Consider the following 12385-nt stretch of genomic DNA (forward strand, 5'->3'; position numbering starts at 1 on the left):
CTGGTCTGAGCCCCACCCGCGGCGGGGATGAGGGGCTGCGTCAGCGCTCGAACGCGCCGAGCCGGATCACCGGCACCTGTCTCTCCTCCGGTGTGAGCGCGCCGTGCTGGCCCACCATCCCGCGACTGCGCTGGTCGGCCGCCGTACCGTCGTAGAGAGCCCAGGCACCGCGAGCGATCGCGAGCAGGTCGCCGACGCGCGATGCGGCGGCATCTGTGACCTTCGGTCCGAAGAGGCCGTGACGTATCGCCTCCTCGCGGGTGAGCACGTCGGCCACCCCCTCCAGGTCGGCGCGCCATCTCGACGTCACCGCCGCGCGGTCCGCGTCGGTCTCCAGGTACGCGTGCAGCATGCGCGGTTCGCCGCCGATGTGGCGAATCCCCGCGACGTGCTCCTCGGCCAGGACGACCTGACGGTTCGGCGCCACATCGACCATCCCGTGATCCGAGGTGACCACGACGCCCACGCCCGCCGGGACACGTGCAGACAGCGCCGCATCGACGTCCTCCAGCGCGGCGACCCACTCCGGGGAGGCGATGCCGTGCTTGTGACCTGCCTTGTCGACCTCCGGCAGGTAACAGTAGACGAGCGACCCCGGGTGCTCGCGAGCGAGCTCATATGCGGCTTCGACCCGCGAGGCCGCGGTCGTCGCGGGAACGAACTCGGCACCGCGCAGAGTGGCTCTGGTGAAGCCGCTGTGCGCGTACCCGGCGAACCCGACGGCGAAACTCTCGTGTCCGTCGCGGGCCGCTCGCTCGAAGATCGTCGGGGCCGACTGCCAGGTGAGCGGATCGATCCCGTCGGTCTCCCAGCCGCTGAGCTGGTTGACGAGCACATCGCGGTCGGGATCGAGCACGCGGTAACCGACGAGCCCGTGCTCCCCCGGCCATACACCCGTGACGATGCTCGTGAGCGCCGCCGCCGTGGTGGAGGGGAACACCGAGTGGGCGACGTCCTTCTTCGCCATCCCCGCGGTCAGGGAGCGCGCGTGTCCGGCATGGCCACGCAGGCTGATCGCCCCGAGCCCATCGATCACCACGAGCACGACCGAGTCCGCGCGCGGCAGAACCTCGGATTCGCCTCGGAGTGCGGCGAACAGGTCGCCCGCCACCCCGACGACACTCCGGGCGCTGGGCGCCGCGGACGGTAGCATGAAGGACATCCGAGCCAGTCTGACACAGGCTCCCGTATGCCCCCAGGAAGTCCATGCCGAAAACTCCGCCGCCCGAGCCCGTCGAGGAGCGCATCCAGGACATCGACCTCTCCAGCGAGATGCAGGGTTCGTTCCTCGAATACGCGTACTCGGTGATCTACTCGCGTGCCCTGCCCGATGCGCGCGACGGGCTGAAGCCCGTGCAGCGCCGCATCCTGTATCAGATGGCCGAGATGGGCCTGCGTCCGGACCGCGGCCACGTCAAGAGTGCGCGCGTCGTCGGCGAGGTCATGGGAAAGCTGCACCCCCACGGCGACTCGGCGATCTATGACGCGCTCGTGCGGCTCGCGCAGGAGTGGGCGCTGCGTGTGCCCCTGGTCGACGGGCACGGCAACTTCGGCTCCCTCGACGATGGGCCCGCTGCAGCCCGATACACCGAGGCACGACTCGCCGCCGCCGCGCTGGCCCTCACCGAGAACCTCGACGAGGACGTCGTCGACTTCATCCCGAACTACGACGGTCAGTTCCAGCAGCCTGCCGTGCTGCCGGCCGCCTTCCCCAACCTGCTGGTCAACGGCGCGAGTGGGATCGCCGTCGGCATGGCGACCAACATGGCGCCGCACAACCTCATCGAAGTGGTCGCGGCGGCCACTCACCTCCTCGAGAATCCGGATGCGACCACCGAGGAGCTGATGGAGTTCGTCCCCGGACCTGACTTCCCCTCCGGCGGGATCCTGATGGGACTCGACGGTGTCAAGGACGCGTACACGAACGGACGCGGCGCCCTCAAGGTGCGGGGCAAGACCTCCATCGAGCCGCTCGGCCCGCGGCGTACCGGCATCATCGTGTCCGAGCTGCCGTACATGGTGGGACCCGAGCGCCTGCTGGAGAAGATCCGGGATGCGGTGCAGTCGAAGAAGCTGCAGGGCATCAGCGACGTCACCGACCTCACCGACCGCAACCACGGACTGCGCGTCGCGATCGGCATCAAGACCGGCTTCGACCCGAACGCCGTGCTCGAGCAGCTCTACCGGTTGACTCCGCTGGAGGACTCGTTCAGCATCAACAACGTCGCCCTGGTCGATGGCCAGCCGCGCACGCTGGGCCTCAAGGAGATGCTGAGCGTCTACGTCGGTCACCGTCTCGAGGTCATCACCCGCCGCAGCCGATACCGTCTGAAGCGGCGCGAGGAGCGTCTGCACCTGGTGGAGGGTCTGCTCATCGCGATCCTCGACATCGACGAGGTCATCCAGGTCATCCGCTCCTCCGACGACTCGGAGCAGGCCCGCACGCGGCTGCGCTCCGTCTTCGATCTGAGCGAGCTCCAGGCGGAGTACATCCTCGAGTTGCGCCTGCGCCGTCTGACCAAGTTCTCGCGTATCGAGCTGGAGTCCGAACGCGATGCGTTGCTGGCGGAGATCGCCGCACTGCGGGAACTGCTCGACAGCCCGACCCTGCTCCGCGCCGCGGTCGCCAAGGAGCTCGACGCCGCAGCCGATGCCTACGGAACACCGCGGCGCACACTCCTGATGAACGCGGCTCCGCCCAAGCCCCGAGCGACCAAGGGTGCGGTCGATCTGCAGATCGCCGATGCGCCCACCGTGCTCGTGCTCTCGACCACGGGACGTACCGTCCGCGTCGACCTCGGCGAGGGCCAGGAACTCACCGTCCCTGCACGTCGCAGCAAGCACGATGCGATCCTGACCACCGTCGAGACCACCGTCCGCGCCGAGATCGGGGCTCTGACCAACCTCGGTCGCGTCGTCCGCTTCTCCCCCGTCGACCTCCCGTCCGTGCCGGCGACGTCGGTGCAGCTCGCCGCCGGTACTCCCCTGCGCGACTACCTCGGCATCACGACCAAGGGCGAGCGCGTTCTGGGTTTCGTGCGTTTCGACAGCGAGACTCCGATCGCGCTCGGCACCGCTCAGGGCACGGTCAAGCGCATCGTCCCTTCCAGCCTCCCGGTGCGTCCTGACCTCGAGGTCATCGGCCTGAAACCGGGCGATTCGGTGGTCGGGGCGGCAGAGGCACCGGACGACGCGGAGCTGGTCTTCGTCACGACCGACGCGCAGCTGCTGCACTTCCCGGCTTCCGCTGTGCGCCCGCAAGGCGCCCCGGCGGGCGGAATGGCCGGGGTCAAGCTCGGCTCCGGCGCATCAGTGCTCTTCTTCGGCGTCGTCGATCCGGCCGCGGAATCCGTCGTCGCCACGGTATCCGGAGGTGACAGCGCTCTTCCCGGCACAGAGCCCGGGCGCGCCAAGGTGTCGTCCTTCGCGGAGTATCCAGCCAAGGGGCGTGCCACCGGAGGCGTACGCGCCCATGCGTTCTTGAAGGGTGAGGACCGACTGACGGTCGCATGGGTCGGACCCAACCCGCCGCTCGCCGTCGATCCGACAGGCGCGGTCCGCAAGCTTCCGGAGAACGGAGCACGCCGCGACGCGTCCGGCCAGCCCGTCGAAGGTGTCATCGGCAGTATCGGCCGCACACTGGTCTGAGCACAGGCGAGCGGTCCGACCGCGTGAGAGCGAAAGGAAGCCGGCCCGGTCTGCACCGGGCCGGCTTTCTTTCGTCTGACGTCTCAGGCGTCGATCGACTCGCGCGACAATCGGTCGGAGGAGTCGATGATGAACTCGCGGCGCGGAGCCACCTCGTTCCCCATGAGGAGCTCGAACACGCGCCCGGCGGCTTCCGCGTCCTCCATCCGCACGCGACGCAGCAGACGACCCGACCTGTCCATGGTGGTGTTCGCCAGCTGCTCGGCGTCCATCTCTCCGAGGCCCTTGTAGCGCTGGATCGGCTCGTGCCAGCGCTTGCCCGCCTTGCGGAGCTTCGCCAACAACGCGTGCATCTCCTGCTCGCTGTACGTGTAGATCGTCTCGTTCGGTTTCGACCCCGGATTGATCACGATGATCCGGTGCAGAGGCGGCACGGCTGCGAACACGCGACCATGCTCGATCAACGGCCGCATGTAGCGGAAGAACAGGGTCAGCAGCAGGGTGCGGATGTGCGCGCCGTCGACATCGGCGTCGCTCATGAGGATGATCTTGCCGTAGCGGGCTGCGTCGATGTCGAACGTCCGACCGGAGCCTGCACCGATCACCTGGATGATCGACGCGCACTCGGTGTTCGAGAGCATGTCGCCCACGGATGCCTTCTGCACGTTGAGGATCTTGCCCCGGATGGGCAGCAGCGCCTGGAACTCGCTGTTGCGCGCGTTCTTCGCGGTGCCGAGGGCCGAGTCGCCCTCCACGATGAAGAGCTCGCTGCGTTCGACGTCGTTCGTGCGGCAGTCGACGAGCTTCGTCGGAAGAGTCGAGGACTCGAGCGCGTTCTTACGGCGCTGGGTCTCCTTGTGCGCGCGCGCCGAGACGCGGGCCTTCATCTCCGAGACGACCTTGTCGAGCAGCTGCGACGCCTGGATCTTGTCGTCGCGCTTGGTCGAGCCGAAGCGCTCAGCCAGGTCCTTGCGGAGCACCTGAGCCACGATCTGCCGCACGGCGGGGGTTCCGAGGATCTCCTTCGTCTGACCCTCGAACTGCGGTTCGGGCACGTTCACCGTGAGGACGGCCGTCAGCCCGGCGAGCACATCGTCCTTCTCGAGCTTGTCGTTGCCGACCTTCAGACGTCGGGCGTTCTGCTCCACCTGCGCGCGGAGCACCTTGAGCAGCTCCTGCTCGAAGCCCTGCTGGTGCGTGCCGCCCTTCGGCGTGGAGATGATGTTGACGAACGAGCGGATCTTGGTGTCGTAGCCGGTCCCCCACCGCAGCGCGATGTCGACGGCGCACACCCGCTCCACCTCGGTCGCGACCATGTGCCCGTCCGGCTGCAGGACGGGCACGGTCTCCTTGAACGTGCCCTCTCCCTGAATGCGCCAGTTGTCCGTGATCGGCGGGTCGATCGCGAGGTAGTCGACGAATTCGGAGATTCCGCCCTCGTACAGGTAGGAGGTCTCGGTGGGTCCGAGAGTGGTCGTCTCGCCATCGGAGTCGGGCACGGGGACGACCTGACCCGCCGCACGCTCGTCCTTGACGAGGATCTCCAGGCCAGGCACCAGGAAGGCTGTCTGTCGGGCCCGGGTCTCGAGCTCGGAGAGCTGGAACGCCGCGTCCTTGGTGAAGATCTGACGGTCGGCCCAGTAGCGGACACGGGTACCGGTCACGCCCCGGGGAGCTTTGCCGATCACGCGCAACTCGCTGTTCTCCTGGAAAGGAGTGAACGGCGCATCCGGCCGCTTCTCACCGGAATCGGCGAAGATGCCGGGCTCCCCGCGGTGGAAGGACATCGCATAAGTCTTGCCGCCACGGTCGACCTCGACGTCGAGGCGCTCGGAGAGTGCATTCACCACGGAGGCGCCGACGCCGTGCAGGCCGCCGGAGGCGGCGTACGACCCACCTCCGAACTTCCCGCCTGCGTGCAGCTTGGTGTAAACGACCTCGACGCCGGTCAGGCCGGTGCGCGGTTCCACATCGACCGGGATACCACGTCCGCGGTCGTGGACCTCGACGCTGCCATCGGCGTGCAGGATGATGTCGATCTTGGTCCCGTTGCCCGCGACCGCCTCGTCGACCGAGTTGTCGATGATCTCCCACATGCAGTGCATGAGGCCGGGCGACCCGTTCGACCCGATGTACATCCCGGGCCGCTTGCGGACGGCTTCGAGGCCTTCAAGCACCTGGAGATGATGGGCGGAGTACTCGGCATTCACAATCTCCGAGTCTAATCTCGCGAGCTGCCTCTCCTCCGCAGACACTCCCCGCGCGAAGCCAGTCGGGAAACCACGCGTACGCGCTGAGCGAAACACGCCGCAAACCGGGCATGCGTACAGGTGGCGCGTGGTTGTATTGACCAAATCGCTCAGCGAAGCCGACACCCGAGGAGGCACCGAGATGAATGCAACGACCGAACGTGACACCTCCATTGTCGAGTTCCGTCTGACCGCCATGGATCGCTGTGATTCGTGCGGCGCTCAGGCGTACATCGCCGCTGAGGTCAACGGATCCGAGCTCCTGTTCTGCGCCCACCACGGCCGCAAGTACGAAGAGAAGCTCCGCAGCATCGCCACCAGCTGGCATGACGAGACCGCGCGTCTCATCGAGACGGTCTGAGCGCTCCGCTGATCCCGGTCTGTCGACCGCGGTCCGCTGAACCGGTCGGCGGGCACGAGATCAGCCGATGACGGTCAGTCGGCGACGACTCTTCGCACACGCGGTGTGAGCCGGGTGAGGATCTCTTCTCCCACGGTGTCTATCCGCTCGGCGAGGGTCGTCGCCGAAGCTTCGCCCTGCGCGCCTGCGCCGAAGACGACGACCTCCGCACCCACCTCAGCGCCGCGCCATCCGTCGACTATCGATGAGGTGTGGCCGATGGAGACGAGAGTCCTGGCTCCTTCCGGTGTCCCGACCAGGCTCCCCGAGAGCGTGGAGGGAAGCCCGTCGAAGCTGCCGAGGCTGATCGTCACACGATCCCCGTCGACCGCGGACACCTTTGCGACGAGGCTCGCCGCTGGGCGGACTCCCTCGAGCTCCGGCCCCTCTGCCGACCGGATGCCGTAGCAGAACGCCCCGATGCGCGAGACCGTTCCGCGCAGTTCGGGACGCCACCACGATGCCGCGGATGCGGTCAGGTGCAGTGCCGCGGGGACCGATCCGGTCTCGCCCACGATACGCACCGCATCGAGGAAAGCGGCTTGCGCGATGTCATCTTCCTCGTCGCTCGCTTCCGCGATATGGCTCCACACGCCTTCGAGTTCGAGCGCACCGGCCCGCTCGGCCCGTCTCGCTTCGTCGACGGCCGATGCCCAGTCCTCCGGCAGGATGCCGTTGCGGTGCAGACCCGTGTCGATCTTCAGGTGCACGCGCGCCGTCGTCCCGAGCGCCTCGGCCCGCGCGATGATCCGTCTGAGGTAGTCGGTGGTCCCGACACCGAGATCGAGGCGCTGCATCAGCGCATCGTCTATCTCCGAGTCCGTCGACGTCGCCCAGGCGAAGATCCTGGCGTCGCCGCCTGCGAGTCTGCGGACGGAGAGTCCGGTGCGGATGTCATAGCTGCCGAACCAGTCGATCCCGGCCTCCACCGCAGCCCTCACCGCCCAGGAGAGGCCGTGCGCGTACGCGTCGTCCTTGACCACGAGCATCAGCGCGGACGGGGCGACACGGTCACGCACTGTCCCGATGTTCGCGCGAAAGATACTGCTGCTCAGGCGGACCTCGGGGCGGCTCACGCTTCCCACCCCCTCACGGCGTGGGCGCCGGCGACGGCGACCAGCTCAGCTGCAGTCATCCCGGTGATGTCCGCCCAACGTGTGACTCCGGATGCGGCCGGACCGGTGCCTCCGAAGTAGGTGACCTCGCTGTCGACATCGATGTCTGCGCCCTGGAGGTCTACGACGCACACGTCCATGGCGACGCGCCCCACGATGGGCATCGACGTCTCCCGGATCTCCACGGTCGCGTGATTGCCGAGTGCGCGCACGATGCCCTGAGCGTAGCCGCCCGTCACGAGTGCGACAGTGGTCTCCTTCTCCGCTCGATACGTGTAGCCGTAAGAGACGGCATCCCCTGGCCGGAGCCGCTTGATGGACAGCACCCGCCCTGCCAGCCGCATCACCGGCCGAGCCGCGAGCTGGCCCTTCTCATCGGGGAGACCGTAGAGGAGGTTGGGGTCGATGTCGGGGTCACCGGTGGTGACGCCACGGATGCCCTCGAGCTGCAGTGCCTCGACCTCGCCCTGCGCGTCGACGAGGACGCGTTCCGCACCGGCGGCGGTCACGACTTGGGCGACGGCGAGGACGCCGTGTCCCCAGGCATCGCGCCTGAGGTCGGCGACCGTTCCACCGGCAGACACCGCTGCCGAGGCTCCCGCGGCCAGTGCCGCGCGGGAGATCATGGCTCGTGGCAGGGAGCTGGAAGTCGTCTCACACACGCCCTCCAGCCTAGCTTCCGGCTCCCAGGTCGACCTCGCCCGCCCCCGTAGACTGGAGGGGACCCCGACCCTGGAGCCTCATGTCTCGACTTTCCCTCGCGCCCCGCATCCGCTATCTGATGGGACGTGCCCGCCGCATCGACGTCGGATCGGTGGTGGAACGCGCCAAGGAGGCCTCCGCTCAGCACCACAGAGCCGTGCCGGCGATCGTCGTCGACATGCTGTGGTCGGCTGCCCGTCACAACGTCGGTTTCCAGGACTACATCGACTACGACTTCGCCATGCTCACGAAGGCCGAGCGCGACACGTACATGACCCATCCGGTCTCGAACCAGCTCTCGCAGCGCTACGATCACCCCGACTACCGCTGGATCTTCCAGGACAAGGTCGAGTTCGACAAGCAGTTCTCTCCGTTCCTGAAGCGCGAGTGGATGGTGGTCGAGGAGGGGAACGCCGAGGCCGTGCGCGAACTCACCCAGCGTCTCGGCACGATCGTCACGAAGGAGCCGGTGGGACAGGCCGGCACCGGAGTTCATCGCTATCACGCCGCCGAGATCGAGGACTGGGACGAGTTCCACCGCGGGTTGCTGGCTCGAGGCGAGCTCCTCATCGAGGAGGTCATCCGGCAGCACGATGCACTGGCGGCCGTCTGCCCCGGCACGGTGAACACCACCCGCATCACCGCGTTCTTCGACGGCGAGAAGGCTCACATCCTCGCCATGGCTCAGAAGTTCGGCCGCGGCGCCGTGAGCGACCAGATGACGTTCGGCGGGTTCTACACCATGCTCGACGAGAACGGCCACGCGGTCGGCGCCGGTTACGACTCCCACGGCCACGTCCATGAGACGCACCCGGACTCGGGCTTCCGCATCGCCGACTTCCAGCTGCCCTACATGGACGAGGTACGCGCCTTCATCGACCAGGTCGCCCGGGTCGTGCCTCAGGTGCAGTACGTCGGCTGGGACATCGTCGTCTCCCCCGACGGGCCGGTCCTCGTCGAGGGCAACTGGGGCGCGGGAGTCTACGAGAACAAGCCCAGCGTGACCGGTATCCGCACCGGCCACAAGCCCCGCTACCGCGAGGTCATCGGCTTCTGAGACGCGCAGAGACGAGAATGCCCCCGGAGAGATCCGGGGGCATTCTTCGTGGAGGGCTCAGACTTCGCGAACGATGCCGAGCGGCGTCGACTCCAGCCCCTGACCGAGCGGGTTGTCGCCGAGGATCCTGACGAGACGCTGCTCGCCCGCCTTGTCGAGAGTCGAGCCGAGGATGTTCCCGCCGAGGTCGTTGATGTCCACGACGGCGACCTCTGCCTGACCTCCGATGAGCGCCTTCAGACGAGCCGCCACGCCATCGGGATCCTCGGGGCCGAGCACCACGGCCTCGTTGTACGGAGGAATGGTGTGCTTGGTCGGACCGTCGATCGCCCGTGCCTTGTCGCCGGCGATGCGGTAGAAGTCGCCGCGACGGCCGAAAGCCTTGGTCACGGCCGCGACCGCGGAGGCGAACAGGATGCGCGGAGTACCGCACTCCCGCAAGGCCATCTCCATCGTCTCCGGCATGCCGAGACCGATGCCGTAGGGCGTGCGAGTGACGTACTTCGAGAGGAAGAGCGCGAGCTTCCGGGGCTTGATCTCGTCGAGGCGGTAGGACCGCCCCTGCGTGATGGCCACGATCTTCTCGGTCACGAAGAGGAGGTCGCCCGGCTGGACGGCATCCTTCGCGTACTCGCTGATGATCGCGTCCAGGTCGTCCTGGGGCATGACCACGCGGGTGCGCAGCGGGATGCGCGCATAGCTCTTGCCGTCGACACTCGCCTCGAGGGCCTTGCCGTCGTTCGCCTGGCTCATTCGAGGTAGTCCCGCAGGGACTGCGAACGGCTCGGGTGACGCAGCTTGGCCATCGTCTTCGACTCGATCTGGCGGATGCGCTCACGCGTCACGCCGAACGTGTCACCGATCTGGTCGAGCGTCTTCGGCTGACCGTCGCCCAGTCCGAAGCGCATCCGGATCACTCCGGCTTCGCGCTCGGAGAGCGAGTCGAGGAGCTGCTCGAGCTGACGCTGCAGCATCGTGAAGCCCACGGCGTCGGCGGGGACCACGGCCTCGGTGTCCTCGATGAGGTCACCGAACTCGCTGTCGCCGTCTTCGCCGAGCGGGGTGTGCAGTGAGATCGGCTCGCGGCCGTACTTCTGCACCTCCACGACCTTCTCCGGGGTCATGTCGAGCTCGCGGCTCAGCTCTTCCGGAGTGGGCTCGCGACCGAGGTCCTGCAGCATCTGCCGCTGCACGCGGGCGAGCTTGTTGATGACCTCGACCATGTGCACCGGGATGCGGATCGTGCGGGCCTGGTCGGCCATGGCACGGGTGATCGCCTGACGGATCCACCAGGTGGCGTAGGTCGAGAACTTGAAGCCCTTGGTGTAGTCGAACTTCTCGACGGCGCGGATGAGACCGAGGTTGCCCTCCTGGATCAGATCCAGGAACTGCATGCCGCGACCGGTGTAGCGCTTGGCGAGGGAGACGACGAGACGGAGGTTCGCGCCGAGCAGGTGGCTCTTCGCGCGCTGGCCGTCGCGGGCGACCCACTGCAGGTCAAGACCGAGCTGGCTCGTCTTCTCGGCCGGGGTCATCGCCGACAGCTTCTCCTCGGCGAAGAGACCTGCCTCGATGCGCATCGCGAGCTCGACCTCTTCGGCCGCGTTCAGCAGTGCGACCTTTCCGATCTGCTTCAGGTAGTCCTTGACCGGGTCGGCCGTCGCTCCCGTGATCTGCGTCGAGTAGACCGGGACCTCTTCGTCGTCCTTGGACGAGATGACGATCGCGCCGGTCGGCAGCGGCTCGGTGAAGGCCGGCTTCGCATCCTCGTCTTCGTCCTCCTCGACAGCAGCAGCTGCGGGAGACTCGTCTTCTTCGACGACGTCCTCGGACTTCTTCTTCTTGACGGGGGCGCGCTTCGCGGCAGCACGCTTCGCCGCGCTCAGGGGCGCGGGCTTCTCGGGCGCATCGGTCTCGACCGGAGCGTCGGCGGTCGTCTCTTCGGCAGCCTTCTTCGTCCGGGTGTTCTTCGTCGTGGCAGGAGTCACGTTTCGCCTTTCACGGAGCTGCTGTGTAGCCCCGGGACATTTCGGACACTAGTAAGACCCTTGTCAAGTCCAGTGCTCGAAAACACTGATTGACAACGGGTCAGAGTCCTAGTATCGCACACGTGTGGCGATGCGGACGCATTCCGGCGAACTTCGCGCGAATCCCGCTGCGCGCCACCTCAGCCGCGGCCCGGCTTGTCTTCGTCGCCGGACGGCCGAGAGGCCAGGTAACGCTCCAACTCGGCCGCGAGCTCATCGGCGCTCGGGAGGTCCCGTTCGCTGAAACCTCCCTCGTCGTAGGAGTCGTCGTCGGGGTTGCGCCCCGCCATGTAGGCGTCGTACCGGCGCTCGAGGTTGTGGACCATCTGCTGCAGCTCGTCGTTCCCGGAGACCTGCTCATCGACGCGTGCCAGATAGTCCTCGCGGCGCTCCAGGACGGAATCCAGGATGAGGACGAGTCCCGTCGACGCCATCAGACGCTCCGCTGCCGCGATGACGGCATCGGGGTTCTCCGTCTCCGCGAGGTAATGCGGCACGAGCAGGACGAAGCCCACCGAGGCATCCCCACGCTCGACGAATCGGAACTCGACGAGGTGACCGGCAGTCGCAGGCACCTGCGTGCGCGGACGCCATACGGAGTGCGCCACGGTCAGGTCACGCCGATTCCCGCTGACAGTCGTGCCGATCGGGCGCGTGTGCGGAACGGGCATCGCGATCGAGTGCACCCAGTGCAGTCCCGAGACCTCGAACTCCGCCGCGAGGGCGAGCACCGTGCTCGCGAAACGATTCCATGCGAAATCCGGCTCGTATCCGGCGAGCAGCAGGAACGGACGACCGAGTGCGTCCGTCGCGAGCGACAGTTCGAGCCTCGGCGGCTTGAACTCGGTCAGGTGGTCCTGGTCGAAGGAGATCACAGGGCGGCGCGCCCGATAGTCGAGCAGTGCGTCGTTGTCGAACACGACGACGGGCTCAGGGGATGCGGTATCCCGAAGGTGATCGATCAAGCCGGAGACGGCGCTTCCCGCGTCCGTGAAACCGGTCAGAAGCAGCACCAACGGCAGGCCGTGCGGCACTGTCGGCGCATTCGCGACGCGTTCATGGATCTCACCGGAGAAGGGCATGTGTCCATGCTACGAGCAGCCGCCTACCCCGGGGCGCGGCGCATCATGCTGAGAGCGAACACGCGCAGAGTGGGCGGACGACCATGGTGTGGCGGAGATCCTAGG

General features: G+C 67.3%; 10 protein-coding genes. 3 read left to right on the forward strand and 7 right to left on the reverse strand.

Annotated elements, in window-relative coordinates; all coding sequences use genetic code 11:
- Positions 1-40: 40 nt before the first annotated feature.
- A complete protein-coding gene (locus tag ILP86_RS10110; protein WP_218867369.1) occupies positions 41-1162 on the reverse strand; it encodes an alkaline phosphatase family protein in 1122 nt (373 codons plus the stop codon).
- Positions 1163-1206: 44 nt separating this feature from the next.
- Here ILP86_RS10110 and ILP86_RS10115 point away from each other — a divergent pair, with 44 nt between their 5' ends.
- Complete coding sequence (locus ILP86_RS10115) at positions 1207-3648, forward strand: DNA topoisomerase (ATP-hydrolyzing) subunit A (protein ID WP_058631765.1); 2442 nt, start codon at positions 1207-1209, stop codon at positions 3646-3648.
- An 83-nt stretch (positions 3649-3731) separates the two neighbouring features.
- Here ILP86_RS10115 and ILP86_RS10120 read toward each other — a convergent pair whose 3' ends face one another.
- A complete protein-coding gene (locus ILP86_RS10120; RefSeq protein WP_082682603.1) occupies positions 3732-5858 on the reverse strand; it encodes a type IIA DNA topoisomerase subunit B in 2127 nt (708 codons plus the stop codon).
- Between the two features lie 181 nt (positions 5859-6039).
- Between ILP86_RS10120 and ILP86_RS10125 the strand changes: the two genes are divergently transcribed.
- The gene (locus ILP86_RS10125) at positions 6040-6258 is read left to right on the forward strand and encodes a hypothetical protein (protein WP_045264803.1); all 219 of its coding nucleotides are present in this window, start codon (positions 6040-6042) and stop codon (positions 6256-6258) included.
- A gap of 74 nt (positions 6259-6332) precedes the next feature.
- Here the strand turns inward: ILP86_RS10125 and ILP86_RS10130 are convergent, their stop codons facing one another.
- Both ILP86_RS10130 and ILP86_RS10135 read right to left on the reverse strand, forming a co-directional pair.
- A complete protein-coding gene (locus ILP86_RS10130; protein WP_308431905.1) occupies positions 6333-7382 on the reverse strand; it encodes an alanine racemase in 1050 nt (349 codons plus the stop codon).
- Entirely contained in the window at positions 7370-8074 is a 705-nt protein-coding gene (locus ILP86_RS10135) for an alanine racemase (protein WP_230977898.1), read from the reverse strand. Before ILP86_RS10135 ends, ILP86_RS10130 begins: the two co-directional genes overlap by 13 nt.
- 80 nt (positions 8075-8154) lie before the next feature.
- Here ILP86_RS10135 and ILP86_RS10140 point away from each other — a divergent pair, with 80 nt between their 5' ends.
- Entirely contained in the window at positions 8155-9171 is a 1017-nt protein-coding gene (locus ILP86_RS10140; RefSeq protein ID WP_058631767.1) for a sugar-transfer associated ATP-grasp domain-containing protein, read from the forward strand.
- Positions 9172-9228: 57 nt separating this feature from the next.
- Here ILP86_RS10140 and ILP86_RS10145 read toward each other — a convergent pair whose 3' ends face one another.
- The 3 genes from ILP86_RS10145 to ILP86_RS10155 form a co-directional block, all read right to left on the reverse strand.
- On the reverse strand, positions 9229-9924 hold the full coding sequence (locus ILP86_RS10145; protein WP_193761866.1) for a coenzyme F420-0:L-glutamate ligase: 696 nt from the start codon (positions 9922-9924) through the stop codon (positions 9229-9231).
- Entirely contained in the window at positions 9921-11159 is a 1239-nt protein-coding gene (locus ILP86_RS10150; protein ID WP_046747222.1) for an RNA polymerase sigma factor, read from the reverse strand. The genes ILP86_RS10145 and ILP86_RS10150 overlap by 4 nt, the downstream gene beginning before the upstream one ends.
- 179 nt (positions 11160-11338) lie before the next feature.
- Positions 11339-12280, reverse strand: a complete 942-nt coding sequence (locus tag ILP86_RS10155) for a proteasome assembly chaperone family protein (protein ID WP_193761867.1) — start codon at positions 12278-12280, stop codon at positions 11339-11341.
- Between the last annotated feature and the right edge of the window lie 105 nt (positions 12281-12385).

This window comes from Microbacterium sp. R1 (assembly GCF_015159725.1).
In the GTDB taxonomy this organism is placed as follows: Bacteria; Actinomycetota; Actinomycetes; order Actinomycetales; family Microbacteriaceae; genus Microbacterium; species Microbacterium oxydans.